The organism is Marinagarivorans sp. (genome assembly GCF_982758155.1).
Map to the genome: position 1 here is coordinate 1 of NZ_CEXWTU010000078.1, position 19,951 is coordinate 19,951.

Sequence of the window (19,951 nt, forward strand, 5' to 3'; positions counted from 1 at the left end):
AATTCCAGCAACTTAGGGACGAGGCAATAATAGTTTATCCAGTTAGGCGAAGAGGTCGGCTTTCTTATCGAGGCGCTTAAAGGGGCGCATGCCGGGGCCTATACGGATATAGGTCATTAGGGTAACGCATGGAGCAGTTACCGAGGCATGTAACGCTTTGAGCAACTAAGGTAAGGAAGTCGATATCAAGTATTAGTGGGTGAAATATTGTTTCCTCGTTCCTTATTTCGTGCACGCCCTTAAGGAGTACAAGATATTCCGATGTTTATATTTCCTACTCTAATCGGCCACCATTGCATAAACCATCGCATAATAGGAGTGGTGGCACCAACGTATGGCGTGACGCACTTCATAAAGCGATGAGATATAAATAAACGCAAGAAAGGTGGTTTGTTCATGAGGTTAACGGTGGCTTAAAATAAGCTATTCCGGCCGTTTAATTAACCCTGAAAATATAAAGCCCGGCGCGCGAGCATGCGTAAAACTTAAATGAACTGACTTCTCCGGTATCGAGTTAACGAAAGTTGAAACCCAAATTACGCAAGAGAGTAGTCCTGCTATCGATATCGTGATGCATTCCATTCATCGTAAGCGGCCGTCTCAATGTAAGCCTCGCGCTAGTAGTCACGATGACATCGCTGCCAGTTTCCCTCTCTGCTATTTAAGCCTGTGCGTTTGCTCTCATCTTTGTGGTAATTCATCGGCTGAAAATATATATATGTTGATAGCTTAACCATATGCGATTATTGTTTTTGTATTCTACTTCTGCTTTAAAGATAAAAGCGGTAAAGTAAACGTCAAAACACACAATAACAATGATGTACCAACCGCGTTAATGCACATATAAAAGTCACAGGTGGTGTGCCTGATGGAGTGACTAGCAACGGATGCTGCTGCACAAAGCGCGGGCAAACGAGGCTGACCTATGTTCCCCGGTACCCAATTATCCCGATTCGCGGGCTTAATGACTGCTGTTTTGCTCAGTGCTTGCTCTGGCATGAGCGACGATAACCCTACGCAAAGCTCAATACCCGTAAGCTCATTAGCATCTAGCGACGCGGCAGCTTTCAGTTCGAGCGAAAGCTCAGCACCTTTACCTCAGTCTTCCTTTTCAAACCTCAGTTCTTTAAGTTCTGTTAGTCAGTCAAGTGTCGCATCGTCGTCGCTGTCGATGGTGGCTTGTGACTTTGAGGCGGCAAAAGAAGTTTTTGATAATAACAGCTGCATGGGTTGTCATAATGGAACGGCCTTCGGCAACATTGGTGGTGGATTAAATTTAGAAACGGGTAATGTGGGGCAACGATTATTAGACTTACCCACAGAATATGGCAGCTGTGAAAGCGAGTTACTGATTAATGCGCTAGAGCCAGAAAATTCGTTATTACTTAAATTGATTAATCAAGAAAAGTTGGCTGAATTAAATGCTAGCGCTTGTAAACGTGGCCCGATGCCCCTTAATGCCGATAAAAATAATCGCTTTATGAGCGCGCAAGATTTTGCATGCATCAAAAGCTGGGTAGAGGACGTGGCTGAAAACGAAATACCGTTGCCGCCAGAACAAGTTCCAAACACCGCTTTTAAAGCGGCTAATGCGGGTACGGCTTTAGCTAAGGCAAAATATATACTGCACGGCGGAGCCCCAACAGCTGAAGAGCTAAGCTCCATGGGGGCGTCTGATGGCGGTATTGATCCTGCTGCTTTACGCACACTTATTCGCACCTGGGAACAAACGCCTGAATACGAAACTAAGATTAAAGACTTTTTAACGGTAAATTTGCAACAGCGCCCGTTAGGTAATGTACGTTACAACGAACAGCTTAATAACATTATGCGTGATGTGAGTAATATTGATTATCAGGCTTTACGCGAAAACTTTAACGACATGTTCGTACGCACGGCGTGGAATGTTGTGAGTGAGAATAAAGATTTTAGAAATGTGATAACAACGCGTGAATGGCAGGTAACTACGGCAGTGTTGGCGGCGCTAGTGTACTTGGATAAGGCCAATCAAACGCCCAATAGAAGTTATTTACAAAACCCTGCGGAAAAAGATTTATTTAGAACGCTAGAATTTTTACGCGCCGAAGATTATAACGATTGGCGTACGATAAAGCTTACACAGGCGAATACGCCGGCGGTATGGTCTAACAGTGGGGGTTTTACACAAACGTTACGGGATATTCCTGAAGGTGGGCAGCTTGCTTTACGCTACCCACGGGTCGGTTTTTTTAGCACGCCCGTATTTTTGAATTACTGGGTGACCAATGATGATAATCAGTTTCGGTTAACACTGAATCAAACGTTAATTATTGCGTTGGGTAAAACTTTTTCCCCTTCAGATGCTACACCTCATATTTCGGAGGCGGGTATTCCCCTTACCCATGCCGACCCAGATACGGTGTGTTATCAGTGCCACCGTCATATGGACCCAATGCGTTTAGTGTTCGATAACGTCTTGGTATCACGCTATCGCGCAAAAGACCCCGACAACACGTTACAGCCCAGTTTTTCATTTTACGGCGTAACCGAGAATTTCAATAATACGGATGATTTTGTTCGCATTTTAAAAAATCATCCCGATTTACCCAGCGGTTGGGTGCAGAAGTTGTGTGTTTGGGGTAACTCGATGCGGTGTGACGAGAATGACCCAGAGTTTATTCGTTTGGTTAATTTCTTCAAAAACAATAACTACAGTATGCGCAACCTAATGCGGCAGTTTTTTAGTTCACCTATTTTTACTGCCAATCGAAAAGTGGAAACACACGATAACGTAGGCTTTATTGTGAGTATGAGCCGGGGTAATCATTTTTGTCATTCGGTGAATACACGCATCGCGCAAATAAATACGGCTGCAGGTACAGCGGGGGAGACTAATTTATGTAACGGTGGTTCACTCGGTGTAGTGCCTATAGACGAGTACAGCCGCGGTACGGTTGATCTGGTTCAGGCATCGCAAGTTAGTTTGTTTGATGCGAAATCCATAGACCGTGAATGTTCCCGCGTAGCCTTTGGTGTATTCGCAGCGGACAACAATAAGATTTTCAATTTAAATTCTCCTATCAACGATAACCTGGGTTTGATGGTGGAGTACTTAATGGGTATCCCGCAAAACCATCACCGTTATGGCGAATTGTTTGACGGGTTGCGTGATGTTTATGATATTGCGAATAAGCCCAATAATTGTACCGACCCGCTCGCCCAAACTGGCGATATTACCTGTGGTTTTGGTTTAAATAAACGTGATGGTTTACGTGCAGCTTGGTTTTCGGCTTGTACTTCCCCAGAACTTATCAGCATTGGGATGTAAGGGGTTTATTATGAAAACATTAAAACAGCTGACTCGTCGCAATGCCTTGGTTGCTGGTGCTTTAAGTTATGGTTCGTTATCCATGCGTGCATTACTTACGGGTTTGCCTACCGCATTTTTATTGGGTAAAAGTGAAGCGGCTTGGTCTGCTGCGCTAGACTCCAAATTCTTAATCTTGTCCCACATGAGCAACGGTGACCCTTTAAATGTTAATGCTCCGGGTGCTTACGCCGATCCTAATAACCAGAATGATCCGCGTCATCAAATAGAGCATCCCACAGTCGCCGAGCTGGGCAATAAGGCGCAGGGGTTTGAAAACCCTGTTAATTTTAATTTGGGTAGTCAGTCGGTACGCGCAGGAGAGTGTTGGTCGTCGTTACCGCAGGGTTTATTGGATCGTAGTGGTTTTTGGCACCACGGTACTTTTACTAATGCGCATCCCGATTTTAGTGTAGTGGTCGGGTTAAACGGCGCTTTAAAAGGGCCTGATGGGAGTGGTGGTGATCATTTTGCCTCTTTTGTCGCTCACGAGAATGCGGGTAATTTAGGAACGCTGTCCAAAGAATTAATTCGTGTTGGGGGTTCGACGATTAATTCCAACGGTGTGCCCGCACCGCAATTATCACCCGCCAGCTTAAAAACTATTTTTTCGGCTAAGGTTGGGCAGTTCGATCGAATGGTGGCCATGCGCGACCGCTTCCTAGATGAAACTTATGCCGAGGTGAAAAGCAACGGAACGCCAGCGCAGAAAAAGTTTTTAGACCGTTATGCTTCTAGCCGCCAAGAGGCGCAAAAGCTAGGTGATAGCTTGGCGGACTTAATCACTGACATTAATGGTAATACACCAGCGGACCAAGCCAAAATGGCGGCGGCTTTAATTCAACTAAAAGTTTCACCGGTGATTACACTCGGCATGCCTTTTGGTGGCGATAATCACCAAGATACAAATCTGGCCAATGAAGTAGACGATACCTTAGCGACCATGGACGCCTTAAAAACGTTATGGGAAAAGTTGAACTTTGCCGGTATTGCAAGCGATGTGGTTTTTGCCAGTATGAATGTTTTTGGCCGAACATTATTGCGCGCCCCGAACGGCGGCCGCGATCATAATGGAAGCCACCATTGCATGTATGTGTTTGGCCCTACGATTAATGCCGGTGTTATTGGCGGCATAGAAACCTATCAGCGGCGTAAAGATAAAATCGACTTTAAAGCCAAGCGAATCAATTCGGCGAATGGTGGCACCGGTAATGCAGCGGATATCCCTTACGAAGAAACTTTATCGGCCGTGGGTAAAACATTGGCAGCCTCTGTGGGCGTGACTGATGAGCGTATTAATAAGCGTATTGATGGCGGTAAAGTAATTACAGCCGCGTTAGTATAATAACTAATGGCACCGTATATTTTTGGAGGTATTACAGCATATTCTCATGGGCACCATTCACGCGGTATCGAGTAAACCGTTGTGAATGGTGGCCTTTAAGTCGTGGTTTAATTAGAACTGGGTTAGGTTAGTATTTATTCAATAAGTTCTTTCCATCTTGCTTAAGCTCTTCGGCTTTATCCTTGGTGTTTTCATAACCGTCTTTAGTCGCATCAGCTGCATTACTTGCTTCTTCTTTTGCTTTATCCATTCCGGATTCAGCTTTATCTTTAAGGTCACTCGCTAATTCTTTAGTGCCCGCAATACCTTTTTCAATATTGTCTTTGGCTGCATCGGCCAGATCGTGTGATGCTTCTTTCACACTGTCTAATGTTTGGCTTGTGGTTTTGCTCACGTTCTCTAATTGGCTAGTGTCCGAAGGCGACTCTTGTTTAGTGCATGCTGTACAGAGTGCGAGCGCTGAAATGGCGGTAATTGACAGAAGAACTTTTTTAGTCGTAATTTTCATCGTAGAGATACCTTTATTGAATGTATTGTTCGTTTTCGGACCGAATAATTATGTCGTCACCGTTCTGTGTGCATGTTGCATGGGATCGTAGTCAATCTCAAATTTTAGAGTGAAGATTTAACGTAGTTTTACATTCTTAATTCAGAATGGTGCGGTTGTATGCCCATGAATAAGGGGGCACGTGATTCACAGCCTACGCTTGCTTGAGAGTGTCAGCCGTAAGCAAGGGGCAGGCCACACTATGATCATTGCTGTGGTTGATCAAATCACTGGTTTACGGGAATTTACGAATACCGATCATTTATGGTCCGCGCCCCGGCCTAGGGCACTATGGATAGTTTTTCTAGTTATATACGGCGGTTGCGTATAGATCGATGGTGCTTTAGGTGGAGTGCAGCACGTTATCCACAATCAACCTATGTTATGTTTTGTGCTGTTTTTTTGCCCCAAGGGGCTTTGTCGATGGTTAAGGGACGAGGAAACAATATTTCATCCACTAATACTTGATCTCGACCTCCTTATCTTCGTTGCTCAAAGCGTTACATGCCCCGGCATGCGCCCCTTTAAGCGCCTCGATAAGAAAGTCGACCTCTTCGTCTAATTGGATAAACTATTATTGCCTCGCCCCTAAGTTGATTTTTAGTGGCGTTGATATGCTTATTACAGTAACTATTCAATATTTCCCCCATGTTTAGCGGCTATCGTATTTATCTGTGCCCTATATGGCTTGTTTGCGCATTGCTACTATCTTCGTGTGTTGGCGAGGCCCCTGACGATTCCCCTCACAGTGACATTTTCTTTGTCAATAACACGCATCAACCCTTAAGTATTCAGGTGCAGCAAACGGGTGATGTGGCCTTGCTCGCCGGTGAGCACTATTTCGTTTATGAAGATAGTGTTCCAGCTTTTACAACACAGCGCATTTTACGTATTAATCGCCAGTTACCGATTGCCCCGAATCAAGAGGTTCTATTCTCCACGCGCGTTGAAAATGACAATGTTAGCCTTGAGCTTCATCAAACGGTGTTATCACTCACTTCAGATTCAACATTAAGTTTTGGCGGCAAGGTGGATGATGCCGCGTTGCCGTTTCAGTCGGATACTCAAATTCATCGCACTACGTTCTTACAGGCAGACGGGCTAACGGCAGAATTGGCATTCCGCGGAAAAAAGAAAGGCCTTTATTCTGATGTCGATTACGTTTTAACTCAACGCTATCAGCCAGCAGTGCTCAACCCGTCGCCCGATAAGCTGTCGGTACTAACCTATAATGTATGGGCGCTTCCGTTTGTGTCTAATCAAATTGTAGAGCGTTTGAGTGTTATGCCCGAGTATTTGGCGCAATACGATGTGTTACTTTTACAAGAAGCATTTTCAAGCAGTCGTGAAAACCTTATTCGCACCTTAGAAGAAGATTACGGTTACAGTTACGTCACAAAAATGCTCAATAATCCCGAGCCCAATATTTTCAATGGCGGAGTAATAATGTTAAGTCGCTACCCCATTGTGAATCAAGCGCAGGCTTATTTTCCCGATTGTACGGGTGCCGACTGCTTAGCCGATAAGGGCATTAATTATATGGAGATTATAAAGCAGGGCCGCTCCTATCACATATTCTCTTCACACACGGCTTCCTTTGATAGTGATATCGCCCGTTTGTATCGGCAGAATCAGTTCGAGCAAATGCGCGAATTTACAGCATCCCTTGAAATTCCTAAAAATGAAACGGTTATCTACGGTGGCGACTTCAATGTGAATAAGTTGCTTTTCCCTGAGGATTATCAACAAATGCTGACAACATTAGACGCATCGGAACCGACCTATACGGGCCACACGGAATCGACCTTCGATCCCTTTATTAATGTGCATGGCACCGCGGTGGGGTCCGGTGGCGATCATATTGAATACCTTGATTACGTGCTGGTAAGTAATCAATATGCTGTACCCAATAGTAATGTGAATAACGTACGCATCCCTAGAAGCACCACCCAATCGTTGTGGGGGCTGTGGGATCTATCGGACCACTTTCCTGTTGAAGCCTTTATTGAATGACCTTAAAAATATTAACTGGCTTTAGTTTATGCATTGTTATTTTTTTCTGTGCTGCTATCTACTTACTGCGCGAAAAAGATACTGAGCATCCGTCTTTGCGGCCGCTTTCTGAAGTTAAGCCATCCAGCGTCGTGCATCGCAATATTCCCAATCCTTTTACATCAGCTTCTGCGCCAGCTCCTACGAGCGAGGTGCAGGAAGCTGATGTCCACTTCGGCGAATTACAATCGCTGCCTAACAATAAACTAATATCTGCAGTAAAAGCGTTTTGGCGTACCTGCCGAGCGGTGAATAACTGTGAGCGTCAGTTACAGTTGTTAGGGCGAGCAGTGGATATGAATAGATACAGCATTATTAGCGAATACCCTGAAAAACTTGTTATGTTTAATGAGACGATTAATTACGAATTAACTTCTCAGGACTTGACGCTAGAACATAAGGTGGATCAGGTTAAATCCGCTTACGCGAGTGTTTGGGGCGCGCTATCCGAAGAACTTTTTTTTGATGAACTCGCCTTCTACGATCAGCGCTTAGCACTTAACTCTTTACAAATTAATAGCCAAGACTTGACGTTAGAGGGAAAGCTGGACGTGTTTGATCGTTGGCTTCAAGGGCAATCAAATGATGACAGCAAGTTAAACGCCTACAACGCGGCTAAGTTATTCTTCGGTGAAGCGCTAGAGTCTGATCAGGATAAAACACTGGCGCCAAAGCTAGCCGAGAAATACCTGCCTGCCGAGCAGGCCGCAAAAGAAAAACAGCGCTTAGATCGCCATCAGTTTCAGGTGGGGCAAGCTCAGAATTATCAAACAGCTTTATTGGAACTACGGCAAACACTGATGGCCGAGCGCAATGGCATTTTTCACGATCTTAGTGAGGCCGATTGGCTTGAGTATAGCGAGGCTAAACTGCGAGAATTTAAGGTTCGGTTTTTTGAGTAGGTCGCTCGCGCTCGGTTTACTAATGTGAAGGGTGGGAGCTTAATTAACCTGCTGGCCAGCACCGAGTATCCTTAAGTGAGGCTAACGTCGAGTGACGTAACCACCCGAAAGCCCGCCAATGGCAAGTCTTTTGTGGGGTGATGAATTGTGTGCCACCTTTAAGCATCTGGCGACGGTTTTTTTAAGCTCAGTACGCTAACGGCGTGAGCTACAAGCAACCAACTATAGGTGTGCTCAAGGTCTACGTTTAGGGCTAGTAAGCCTAGCGTGTTAGTGAGATAAATCGACGCATTGTTTATAAAGTGGCCTATTATTGTTCCTGGAGGGTCAGATCCATCTGTATTTTTATTGGCTTGATCCTCATTCGCCCATATATAATATGAGGCTAACTTGATACTCTGCGTTCCTCTTCTTTAAATTGATGCTCATTTTTTGGTACGGATTAAATAATTAGGGTAAATACTATGCCAGTACAACATGAAACAATAATAAAAAAGGTCGTTTTAGGTGTTGCCATTTCTTCACTTCTGGCAGGTTGCGGAAGTAGCGGCAATGACAATAGTGGCGGGATCATTACTACTCCCACTATCTCGACTTTAACCAGCAGTTCTGTGGATGCATCGTCTTCACTCGCGAGTAACAGTAGCGAAGCAGCAAGCAGCGATGCGGCAAGTAGTAGTGAGCCCGCTATCGTTTACGATTTTATTGAGCCAACTACCCAGCAAAAGGTTAAAGTTGTTTTTAGTGCGGAATCTTCAGACCTTTCTGCGACAGAAGAGACCACTTTAAGCATCAGCTTTCAAGATGCAGAGACAGAAGAGGCCATTGATCTGCAGGGTACTCTTAGCATTACTTCAACGTGTGGTGATAACGGCCAAGCTCTAATTAGCTCGGTTACAGATACTAATACGTTCACCTACTTGCCAGCAGGTTGCTCGGGTAATGATAATGTTGTGCTGAGTGGTGAGTGGGCGGATGGTGTTACTTATACTCAAACGGTTAAGCTTGATATTGACGAGGCTGCGGGTAGTGTGTCTGCTGTATCGCTGTCAGAAACAAAGTTGGATATTGATGGCTCTGGCGGTATAAAAACCACCGATGTTACCTTCAGCGTTAAGTATCGGTCGGGTAATCCTATTGCCAACGAGCAAGTTAACTTTGCACTCACCGAGCCTGGTACGGGAGCTTCTCTTAGCGCCGCTTTTGCGAACACTGACGAGAATGGCCTTGCTACAGTCACGGTTTCTTCAGGTAGTAAACCTGGCCCAATTCGGATTAAAGCCATTCATGTTAGCTCAGGCCTAACGGGTGTTTCCGATACTATATCCATTGGTACTGGCTTACCGTCTCCACGGCGCTTTGCCTTGAGTGCGGATATCTACAACCCGAATGCTTATAAATATGCGGGCGGGCAAAAGGTTAACCTGACTGCTCGGGCAGCTGACTCTACCGGTAACCCCGTAAGTGATGGCACCATCATCTCTTTTTGGAACCTTGAGACCGGCTCAATGCCCACCTCCTGCCAATCTTTAGATGGTGGATGTTCTGTAGAGTGGACACCGGCTGGTGGCGCTGGTCGCCCTGATAATGGCCGTATACAAGTTGCAGCCTTGATTAACGTCGCTGAAGAATTCAACGACAATAACGCTAACTTTATTTTTGATGATGGCGATACGATTAACTGTCGCCCCCTTACAGGGGCAGTGGGCGAGCCTGCTGCTTGGGGAGCTGGATGTGTCGAGCCGATAGCTGGGCGAGAGTATACCGACCTTGTGGGCTCCTATATTGATATTAATGAATCTGGGGAGTTTGAAGTAGAAATTGATCGCCCGGTTGACTCTAATGGCAATAAGATGCGTGATCTGGGGGATGGGAAGTGGACTGGTCCAAACTGCCAGCACAGTAATCCTGCGGATTATTGCAGCGATAAGTCGATGCAATCAATGCTTTTTGCGAAGTCTATTACTTTAACTTTATCGAGAGATGACTCGCCTTCATACTGTGGTGGAACAGGTGTAGGTCAAGGTTTTGAGTTTGTAGGTCGAGCCGTTCCAAGCGAGGGGCTTCTTCGCTTTGATGGATTGTCGATTTCAGACGGCAATATATATGCGCTTAATCCAGGCAATAGCCAAGATGATTGCCCTACCGGTAATGCATTGCCCGCAGGTACGAAAGTGGAGTTCTCAGCTGAATTTGGGACAATCAAAAATCTAACAGGTCTCTATCCTGTTTCCAATACTTCAGGTAACCCTGCAGATATGGATTACGGTTTTACTTATGCTGCCCCTAAGCTTAGCGAGGATGATGATGGTGCCAATATCCCGAAATACGACAGCATTACATTAACACTTACCATGCCCGCGCCCTTTGGTGGTGCACAAGGCTTGAAGCATTCGGCTTTCTGGCAGGTTACCGTCTTTTAATATCATCCATCGTTAAATAATATAAAAAAAGCCCGACATCGGGCTTTTTTTATATTTGACTGCCGCTGTGATAAATGTGCCAAAGCCCAGCATTGCTTTTTGAGTGACTATCTTATTTCCTAAACTTCCCCTTCAAAGCCTTCTCAACATTCGGCACCACAAACTTATGTACATCCCCGCCTAATGAGGCAATTTCTTTAACCAACGACGACGAGATAAACGATAAGTGCTCGGCAGGGGTTAGGAATAGGCTTTCCATTTCGGGCTCTAAAGCACGGTTCATATTCGCCAGCTGGAATTCGTATTCGAAGTCCGATACGGCGCGAATGCCGCGTACTACACCGCAGGCGCCGTGCTCTTTAACCACTTGCGTTAACAGGCAATCAAAGCCGCACACTTCGATATTGTCGTACTTGGTGAGTACTTGGCGACACAGGTCTACGCGCTCTTCTAGGGTGAATAGCGGTTTTTTGCGGGGGCTGGCGGCGACGGCGATAACGACTTTATCGAACAATTTACTGGCGCGGCCAACAAGGTCGATATGACCGTTGGTGATGGGGTCAAAAGTGCCGGGGTAAACAACGACGGAAGGGCGGCCTTGTGCCATGGGGTGCTCCATTATTGATGAGTGGCGCGAAGGGCTCGGCCGAAAAAGTGGATTGTAACGGTTGTAAGCAAGGGCGTCAGGTGTTGTTAGCTATCGGGCATTTTGTTGCCGCGGTTATACAGCGAAAATGTGACCTGCCCTGCTTGTTTGCTGCGGTGCTGCTGCCAATGAGGTGGCGGGTTGAGGGTGTAGCCCTTGGGGGTTTCGATATAAATCCAAGCATTAGGACTAAGCCAACCATTGTTTTCGAGTTTTTCGAGCACATCGGGCCATAAATCCAGCGTAAACGGCGGGTCGATAAATACTATGTCGAACTGTTGAGTGGCGGGTATCGCCAGCCATTGTTCAGCCTTTGTGCCAAAAATTTTGCTGGAATTCGAGCCAAGTAAAGCGGCATTATCGTGCAGGTGTTGGTTGGCGGTGCGGTCGGGCTCGAGCATTACAGCGCTAGCAGCTCCGCGCGATAGCGCTTCAAAGCCCAGGGCGCCACTGCCACTAAAGGCATCCAAGCATCGACTACCGTGCAATACCGGCATTAACCAGTTAAACACGGTTTCGCGAATACGGTTGCCGGTGGGCCTAAGGCCGTCCACCTCTGGGAAGCGCAAAATACGCCCGCGCCATTGGCCTGCAATAATTTTAACCTGGGTAGCGCCGGCATTGCCGGTAGTTGCTGGTTTTCTGGCTTTGGTGGGGTGGCGCGGGCTCACGGAATACTCTTTTGTTGGTTGTAGGGTAAAAGACGGCGCAGTATATAAGGGCCGAGGAAAAAATACTTTATCCAATAACACTTGCCTCCTGCTTCCTCAACAGCGTTGCCCAAAGCGTTACATGCCCCAACATGCGCCCCTTCGAGCGCCTTGTTGAGAAAACAGGCGCCCTCGTCTAATTGGACAAACTATTATTACCTCGCCCCTAAGTATCCGTAAGCGTTAGGGGCGAGGCAATAATAGTTTGTCGATTTAGTCGCTTGGCGGCGAATGAGCATAGGAAAGCGGGGCGGATTGAACGAGCAGCCGTTTTTTTCATCAGGAATGGCTTTTTTTAGCCAACGCGGGCGCGGGAGCCTCTTAATTCTGGGGTGGAGGTGGTACGATTACGCCCCTATTTTACGTGTTAGCACGGTGTGGTTCGGTGTGGTGGCTTTTGCTTATTCTGCCCCACAGCACGCATGTGCCCTTCCTTTTTGAATGAAGTTTTTGAAGTTAATAGCCCATGTTCTTTAATCGCAATAAAAACCAAGATAAACCCGAAGCCGCAAAAACGGGCGAAAGTGCTGAGAAAAAAGGCTTTTTTAGCTTTCTTAATCGCACAAACTCGGACGACGCTACGCCGGATGAGCAGGCCCTAGCCCCCGCTGATGCTACCGACTCGCCGTTACAGGCCGAGCCCGAAAAGGCGGCCAGTGTTGTTCCTGTCGTCGAAAAGCCCAAAGCTAAAGGTTGGTTTGCTCGTTTCAAAAGTGGTTTATCACGCACCAGCAGCCAGTTTGCCGAAGGCCTGGGCAATTTACTGCTGGGTAAAAAGGCCATTGATGAGGAGCTTCTGGAAGAGTTAGAAACTCAGCTACTGGTCGCCGATGTGGGCGTGGATGCCACCACCGAAATTATTGATCACCTCACCGAAAGCGTAGAGCGCAAGCAATTGGCCGATTCAGAGGCCCTGTACGAAGCCTTGCAAACCAAGTTGCTCGATATTGTTACCCCCGTCGAACAGCCCTTAGTGATTGATACCACTAAAAAGCCTTACGTAATTTTAGTGGTGGGTGTAAACGGTGTAGGCAAAACCACCACCATCGGCAAGCTGGCTTATCAGCTTCGCCAAGAAGGTAAAAGCGTGATGCTAGCGGCCGGCGATACCTTCCGCGCGGCGGCTGTCGAGCAGTTGCAGGTATGGGGTGAGCGCAACGATATTCATGTAGTTGCGCAACATACTGGCGCCGATAGCGCGAGTGTTATCTTCGATGCGGTGGCATCGGCAACGGCCAAAAAACTGGATGTTGTCATTTGCGATACCGCAGGACGCCTGCATAACAAAGGCCACTTGATGGACGAACTCGCCAAGGTGAAGCGCGTAATTGGTAAAAACGATAGTACCGCGCCGCACGAAGTACTGCTTGTGCTAGATGCCGGCACAGGGCAAAACGCCGTTAGCCAAACCGAGCATTTTCAAAAGGTAGCGGGTGTTACCGGTTTAGCATTAACTAAATTAGATGGCACAGCCAAAGGCGGTATTATTTTCGCTTTGAGTAAAAAGTTTGGCTTGCCTGTGCGTTTTATTGGCGTTGGCGAGGCGATCGAAGATTTACAGCCTTTCAGAGCAAAAGCTTTCGTGGATGCTTTATTTAATCGCGAGGCTTAATTTTTAAGTCGTACGCTTAGTGCTGCCTGCCAAGTAAGCTAAACACCGTAAGGAACACTGCTCGCCATGATCGAATTTCATGATGTTTGTAAGCGCTATGCCACCGGGCAAGAGGCGCTGAATAAAGTCAGCTTTACGGTAGAGGAACAAGAGATTGTCTTTTTAACAGGGCACTCGGGCGCCGGTAAAAGTACGCTGATGAAGCTGATCATGCTGATGGAAAAGCCCACCAGCGGGCAGGTAATGATCGGCGGGCGCAACTTGGGGCGCCTGGGTAAAAGCCATATCCCTTTTCATCGCCGCCAAGTGGGTGTCGTATTTCAAAACCACCAATTATTATTTGACCGCACAGTATTCGATAACGTGGCTCTACCGTTGCAAATTTGCGGCATTCATCATCGCGAGGTTGCCCGCCGCGTGCGCGCCTCATTAGATAAAGTGGGCTTGCTCAATAAAGAAACAGCCTATCCAGTATCGCTTTCGGGCGGCGAGCAACAGCGGGTCGGCATTGCCCGCGCCGTGGTTAACAAACCGCCGTTGTTATTGGCGGATGAGCCAACGGGTAATTTAGATCCCGAGCTCAGCGCCGAAATCATGGAGTTATTTCGTCAGTTCAGCGAGGTTGGCGTAACCGTAATGATCGCAAGCCACGATGTGGAATTGATTAAAAGTATGCACCGCCGCGTGCTTACGCTGGAAGGCGGACAATTAATTCATGATGGAGTGGTGTGGTGAGTCGAAAAACAAAGCCCAGTGCAACCAAAAACACCAATCATAAACCTGTCACGCCAAAACCCGAGGCGGCCCCTTCGCGTGGCGCCGTACAAAGCCAAAATTCTGCAGGGCAAAAATTTAAAGCGTGGCGGCAGCACCATGTGGTTTCGGCCAAAACCAGTCTAATACGTTTATTAGGCATGCCGCTGCAAACCATAATGACGTCGCTCGTGGTCGCCATTGCGTTAGCCTTACCAACCACATTGTTTATTGCCATTAATAATGTACAAACCTTAGGCGATAGCTGGGATGCTAATCCTAAAATTTCAGTGTACTTGCATTTGCGCGCCCGCGAAGCCGCCATTAAAGGTTTTGAAAAAGAACTGACTCAGCGTGCCGATATTAAAAGTGTTGAATACATATCGCCAGCGCAAGCATTGGCAGGTTTTCAAGATATGGCTGGCTTTGGTAATGCACTAAACATGCTAGAGCAAAATCCATTGCCACCGACCTTGGTCATTACGCCCACCACGCAAGCCAGCTCGCCAGCACGGCTCGCCGCGTTAGGTGAAACCATCCAAAAAAATACCCTGGTCGAATCTGTGGACATGGATATGGATTGGGTCCGCCGCTTACGCGAAATAATGGTGCTGGGTAAAAAAATCGTTACCATTCTAGCGAGCTTGCTAGGTTTGGGTGTTTTGTTGGCCCTTGGCAATAGTATTCGCCTAGCCATCGAAAGCCGCCGCGACGAAATTATTATTGTGAAATTAGTGGGTGGCACCAATGGTTTTGTACGCAGGCCCTTTTTATACACTGGGGCATGGTACGGCTTTTTTGGCGGTACCTTAGCCGTGCTACTTGTCACCCTTGGCCATCAATCTTTAGCTGGCTCTGTTTCCAGTTTAGCGGCCGCTTACCAGAGTGGGTTTGTTTTAAGAGGCCTAACGTTTGTGGATAATTTCTCATTGTTGGCGGCGAGTACTTTTTTGGGATTATTTTCCGCCTGGTTGGCCGTGGGTAAGCATTTGAGTGAGATAGAGCCGCGGTAAAGGGAATAGCCAACACGTAACTCACTTAAAGTATCACAAGCAAGGCCTGACGCTTGAATACCCAGAAAATAATCAATTCTCCTTTTTGGTGAGTATTATTCGACCCCGCCTGAATAGTTATATAGATTATTGTTTGGAGTGTCCCCGATTGTGGATATTCACAGGCTATAGCGAAGGTATGGTCAGTACTCGGTAAGCTCAACGAGCTGAAACAAGCTCTAATCTCAAATATTCCGATATTTAGCGGTCTAAATGATTTGCTAGAACTTGTTTTTATATCTAATAGCGGCACCAGTGTTTCAGGCTAAACATCTAATGCCGGCCCACGCTTTAAACGCTACTCAACCAGTGGTGCTAAGTGTACGGTGCGTTGTCCGCTTCCACCTTGTAGTGCTTTAAGCGTATTCATAATGTTGGCTAAAGGTTCGCCTACATCGGCATTGGCGCGAAAAAGGCGGGGGGCGGGGATTTTGTTGGCCCAGTATTCTAAGTTTTGGTAGAGCGTGCCGTCCAAGCCGTGGCTAGGTTGCAGCACAATATAGCTATCCAGCAGGTCGCCGGGCATTACGTTGGGTAGTGTTAAGCCCGGAAGAACGCCAACGCCAGTATCCCATTCCATTAAATTTAAAACGTAGCTTCCTTCTTGTTCGCAGGTATTGTTTTGGTGATAACAAGGTGGTGCTTTGCCATAAACAAGGCCTACGGCTGCGTTGTTGTTGGGGTTTGCGGCGCTAAATGAAACGGCATAGCCGGGTGTGCCGGCGACATCGATAAAGGGGTATGAGGGTAAATTGTTACCGGCTTGGTACCACTCGCTGGCACTGCCATTTTCGGTTAAAGAAAAGGCAACAGCATCCATTTTTGCTCGCGAAAAGGGTGTCCAGGCTTCTACGTATTCGTTTGCAAGAGGGGACGGTTGACCGGCAAAGGTCGATTGCCCAACAAGTAGCGTGCGGCGGATAATAATGGCGCCGTCTTTGGCTATTTGGTAGCGTGTGCGCGCTGTAAAGCCGCCAGCCATAATTGTTGATTGCTCAGATTTCCATTGATCTTGTGGCTCGGAATACACATCTATTTGGCAGCCGGGGCTGTTCATTTCTACTTTAAAAGTAGGGGCGATGACCGATTCAAAGGTTCCTGCTTGGGTCACGTTAAAGCGCCATTCGTAATCGGGTAGTGTCGGGTTCATATTAACAAGGCTGTTGCTCCACCACGTCCACTGCACGACGCGATCTGTGGGCTCGCCTTTATAGGAGGGGGAAAGCAATGCAGCGTAGCTATCTTGAGTGTCGCGCAGTTCTGCAATGACTCCTCCGGGGCCGATGCGAAAATCAAATTTCTCGCCACCTTGATAAAAAGTCCGTACCCATATATCAGTTTCGTAAATAAAACTTGTGCATGTCCAGTCTTGTGAAAGGGGAATATTTTCAAGTGGCGAGTGGTCATAAAAACTGACGTTTTGCTCTTCGTCTACATCTATAGGCATTTGAGCCGCGCCACCACAGCCGGTAACTATTCCGGCGCTTAAAAGAAGCGTTAAGGCTTTCGCTAAATAAAGTGTTGGTATATCGGTTTTTTTTATTTTTAGGGGCACTGTTTGGTATCCATTATTATGGTTGTCGCTACTTAAATTTTTTCGGTGGATGAAATATTGTTTCCTCGTCCCTAAGTACAGAATTCGATTCTCATGCCACGTATTCTTCAGGTGTAAAGATGTCGATATCAAGCATTAGGGTAAACTAAATTATGGTTTCTTATCTTGGTTATTAAGGTATTTAAAGCGTTAAAGTGCTGAGTGCTTTAAATGGCGTGACCGATTGTATTTGAAATATGCAGCGCGCCATGTTGAATACGGCAACACTTTCTAGCCGTTGCAGTGTGTGTGAAGATAACAAAAACCTTACATTTAGCGCTTGCCTGAAAAGGGAGTGACTGTGCTGCTTTGTCGGTGCCGCCTCTTTCGGTATTACATTAACGTTATTTTTAACTGTAATAGAAACGTGAGTGATGAGGGTGGCGGTGGCCCGATGAATGGTAATAAAAGTCGATTGGATAATTGTATTTTTTACGATTTTACCTGTGTTTAGTGCATGACTTAATATTGGCTTAGCGTTTTCGATGCGGAAGGTTCGAGCCTTTCAGATAGCGGCATTCTTTAGCTTTGTATTGCTTTAGGCTTGCCGTATTTATCGCTTTGATTAATACAAAGCTTAATAGCATTAATAAATACCATGATGAAAACTTGGCAAGTGGGACCATTTTCCAGTGTTCGGTTTGATGAGGGTATATCCAAATATTAAGATAAGTGGCTATGTTCTCGGCTAGCCAAATAAATGCGGTAATTAATAGCCAGCCAAAAAGTATAGGCATTTTTCGTGTATTTTTTATTACCGTGAAATGCACTTGGGTTTGCCAAAATAGCACTGTAGTTATGGCAAGGAGTAGCCAGCGTATATCGATAATAAAATGATGGCTGAAAAAGTTAGCGTAAACGCCAGTGACCAAAAGAAGAGTGTATAGCGTTGGCGGGTAGTAGGAATAGCGTAAGTGGAATATTCGGCCTGCACGCGCAAGATAGCTCCCTACGGCGCTGTACATAAAGCCGGTGAATAACGGAACGTTACCAATGCCAAAGATGTATTCCTCTGGGTAGTGCCAGGCGGCGATGGCGTCGGATGTTTTGAACAGTTCCATAAGGGTGGCAATAATATGAAAGGTGAAAATAATCATGGCCTCGCGGCGAGATTCCCACTTAAAAAGTAGCATGAAGGCTTGGAAGGCTAGCGCGGCGATAAATATCGCGTCGTAACGGTGCAGGGTTTCAAGTGGGTACCAATAGTGGGTGATGGCCATTACGCACAGTAGGTAGCCGCCGAATATGGCTGCGTAGGCTTGTTTAATGCCAAAAATAAAAAACTCTTTCACTTTCTGATCTCGTAGGCTCATTCAATTTATGAGCGTACATGCCAAAACGGGCGGTTCGGTGCGCAGGTGCTTATGAATACTATTCAATTATGGCGAATTGTGTAGAGCGTCTCTTGATCTTGTCTTTGCCCCGCAAGCCATCTTCTTCGCACCTTCTTATTGCATTTGATGTTTTATTAAATACCAGTTGGTATTTAATAATGTATTGCATTTTTTGAGTATTAAACCTGATTTTAATCTCATCCAGTGGTCGATGTTTTCAGTATTTAGTATGGGCTGGTGGAGGGGGGGATCCCTATTGAATAAAGCGTCAGCCGGAAAATGGTATGAGGTTATTTGTTGTGGTAAAAATAAGCTTGTGATTTTTTCCGCATTGTTGGTCGAGTGCGCTGTTACCTTTTATTTATTTAGGTGGGAGAAATGTCACCGGTGACATGCGGTTGTTTTATTGGATTCGGCGGTTCCTTTTTGGGAATGTATTTAATTCTGTGATTTTATTTTTTGTCGTTAAAGGAAAATTTCATCGAGGTATTGTGTTTTTAATATTTCTTTGACGCTAATTTATTGTGTGTTTGTTGGCAAAAAAAACGTTGCGAATATGGATTTGTCCTGGATTGTGACGCTGTTGGCGTGGCTTTCATCCTTACTCTTTACAATTGCCCGCAGTAGATATCTTGGTTAATTGGCCTGGCGCTGATGTAACCCGAGTCATTCCCCAATTGAGCAATGCGAGATTGCTTGCATTAGAGGCATCGACCTTATGAAAAAAGCACTGATCCGGAATCGCAGTCGGAACATTACCGAAACTTACCGAGCGAACCCGCTAATGAGAAAAGCCAAATATTTGGGGCTTTCTTCTGTGTTGGCTTTTGCCGTTGCTGGCTGTGGTGGAGCTCCTGATGATGGAATGGGCAGTTCCGCGGATGTGAACTCGAGCACAAATACTGTTGCTAGCTCGAATAGTAGTGCGGCAACGCAAAGCTCAAGCGCAGCGCCTGTAGCGCCGCAGCTACAGTATGCCTTTAACGTGGCGGGTGATCGCTATGTAGGTGCAGATGGCACAGTCTACGCGGCCGAACCGGCCATGTATTTAATAACTGCAGGCCAAACTAACGGTTTAGCCGATGGCTCTAATGCTATTGATGCAACTGAAGACGATCGCCTTTATCAAACGCAGCGTTACGGGATGTTTACCTTCGACCTGCCCGTACCCGCAGGTACATACTCAGTTGTGGCCATGTTTGCTGAGTCTTGGGCTGATGGTCAACAAAATGTGCGCGTTTTAAATATTGATATTGAAAACGCCTCTGTTGCTAGCGGCGTGAATCTTTATGAAGTGGTGGGTCGCGAAAAAGCTTACGACATGACGTTTGATGGCATTGCGGTTAACGATGGCAGCCTTACGATTGAATTCGGTGCCACCACAAACTTTGCGACCTTATCGGGTTTACGAGTGTATAAAACGGCTGGCGGCAATAACCCCGTTTCCAGTTCTTCTGCGGCTCCGGTTAGCAGTAGTTCTGTCGCGGTAAGCTCTAGTTCTAGCCCAGCAGGCCCTACTTTTGGAAGTGTTAGTAATGGTAAGGATTTGTGGGGAGCGAAATGCTTAGGCTGCCATGGCGCTATTGATGAGGCTACAGGTAAGGCGGCCGGTAGCGATTTTGTCCCGTTAATTAT

The 19,951-nt window shown here is 46.4% G+C and carries 14 protein-coding genes; 9 read left to right on the forward strand and 5 right to left on the reverse strand.

The genetic code is table 11. The features are described 5' to 3' along the window. Positions 1-925: 925 nt before the first annotated feature. Complete coding sequence (locus AC3A8L_RS10405) at positions 926-3,307, forward strand: hypothetical protein (protein WP_487962185.1); 2,382 nt, start codon at positions 926-928, stop codon at positions 3,305-3,307. Positions 3,308-3,317: 10 nt separating this feature from the next. Beyond that, positions 3,318-4,691 (forward strand): DUF1501 domain-containing protein, encoded by a 1,374-nt coding sequence (locus AC3A8L_RS10410; RefSeq protein WP_487962186.1) that lies wholly within the window; start codon positions 3,318-3,320, stop codon positions 4,689-4,691. Between the two features lie 127 nt (positions 4,692-4,818). Here the strand turns inward: AC3A8L_RS10410 and AC3A8L_RS10415 are convergent, their stop codons facing one another. Beyond that, positions 4,819-5,199 carry a hypothetical protein gene (locus AC3A8L_RS10415; protein ID WP_487962187.1) on the reverse strand — a complete coding sequence of 127 codons (381 nt, stop codon included), beginning with the start codon at positions 5,197-5,199 and terminating at the stop codon, positions 4,819-4,821. 738 nt (positions 5,200-5,937) lie between these two features. Here AC3A8L_RS10415 and AC3A8L_RS10420 point away from each other — a divergent pair. The 3 genes from AC3A8L_RS10420 (at position 5,938) to AC3A8L_RS10430 (ending at position 10,615) form a co-directional block, all read left to right on the forward strand. Next, positions 5,938-7,251 carry a sphingomyelin phosphodiesterase gene (locus AC3A8L_RS10420; protein ID WP_487962188.1) on the forward strand — a complete coding sequence of 438 codons (1,314 nt, stop codon included), beginning with the start codon at positions 5,938-5,940 and terminating at the stop codon, positions 7,249-7,251. Then, complete coding sequence (locus tag AC3A8L_RS10425; RefSeq protein ID WP_487962189.1) at positions 7,248-8,192, forward strand: hypothetical protein; 945 nt, start codon at positions 7,248-7,250, stop codon at positions 8,190-8,192. The genes AC3A8L_RS10420 and AC3A8L_RS10425 overlap by 4 nt, the downstream gene beginning before the upstream one ends. A gap of 464 nt (positions 8,193-8,656) precedes the next feature. Beyond that, positions 8,657-10,615: an Ig-like domain-containing protein gene (locus tag AC3A8L_RS10430; RefSeq protein WP_487962190.1), complete on the forward strand. Its 1,959-nt coding sequence runs from the start codon at positions 8,657-8,659 to the stop codon at positions 10,613-10,615. A 112-nt stretch (positions 10,616-10,727) separates the two neighbouring features. Here the strand turns inward: AC3A8L_RS10430 and coaD are convergent, their stop codons facing one another. Further along, the gene (gene coaD, locus AC3A8L_RS10435) at positions 10,728-11,222 is read right to left on the reverse strand and encodes a pantetheine-phosphate adenylyltransferase (RefSeq protein WP_487962191.1); all 495 of its coding nucleotides are present in this window, start codon (positions 11,220-11,222) and stop codon (positions 10,728-10,730) included. An 86-nt stretch (positions 11,223-11,308) separates the two neighbouring features. Then, positions 11,309-11,932, reverse strand: a complete 624-nt coding sequence (gene rsmD, locus AC3A8L_RS10440; RefSeq protein WP_487962192.1) for a 16S rRNA (guanine(966)-N(2))-methyltransferase RsmD — start codon at positions 11,930-11,932, stop codon at positions 11,309-11,311. A gap of 505 nt (positions 11,933-12,437) precedes the next feature. On the opposite strand from rsmD, the gene ftsY reads away from it, so the two are divergent. The 3 genes from ftsY (at position 12,438) to ftsX (ending at position 15,349) form a co-directional block, all read left to right on the forward strand. Continuing rightward, positions 12,438-13,583, forward strand: a complete 1,146-nt coding sequence (gene ftsY / locus AC3A8L_RS10445) for a signal recognition particle-docking protein FtsY (protein ID WP_487962193.1) — start codon at positions 12,438-12,440, stop codon at positions 13,581-13,583. Positions 13,584-13,649: 66 nt separating this feature from the next. Beyond that, complete coding sequence (gene ftsE, locus AC3A8L_RS10450; RefSeq protein WP_487962194.1) at positions 13,650-14,318, forward strand: cell division ATP-binding protein FtsE; 669 nt, start codon at positions 13,650-13,652, stop codon at positions 14,316-14,318. Further along, positions 14,315-15,349, forward strand: coding sequence for a permease-like cell division protein FtsX (ftsX, locus tag AC3A8L_RS10455; RefSeq protein ID WP_487962195.1), 1,035 nt, complete (start codon positions 14,315-14,317; stop codon positions 15,347-15,349). Before ftsE ends, ftsX begins: the two co-directional genes overlap by 4 nt. Positions 15,350-15,686: 337 nt before the next feature. Here ftsX and AC3A8L_RS10460 read toward each other — a convergent pair whose 3' ends face one another. After that, positions 15,687-16,943: a hypothetical protein gene (locus AC3A8L_RS10460; protein WP_487962196.1), complete on the reverse strand. Its 1,257-nt coding sequence runs from the start codon at positions 16,941-16,943 to the stop codon at positions 15,687-15,689. A 512-nt stretch (positions 16,944-17,455) separates the two neighbouring features. Next, positions 17,456-18,274, reverse strand: a complete 819-nt coding sequence (locus AC3A8L_RS10465) for a DUF817 domain-containing protein (protein WP_487962197.1) — start codon at positions 18,272-18,274, stop codon at positions 17,456-17,458. 760 nt (positions 18,275-19,034) lie between these two features. Between AC3A8L_RS10465 and AC3A8L_RS10470 the strand changes: the two genes are divergently transcribed. Beyond that, on the forward strand, positions 19,035-19,951 hold a 917-nt coding region (locus tag AC3A8L_RS10470; protein ID WP_487962198.1), incomplete at its 3' end, for a malectin domain-containing carbohydrate-binding protein.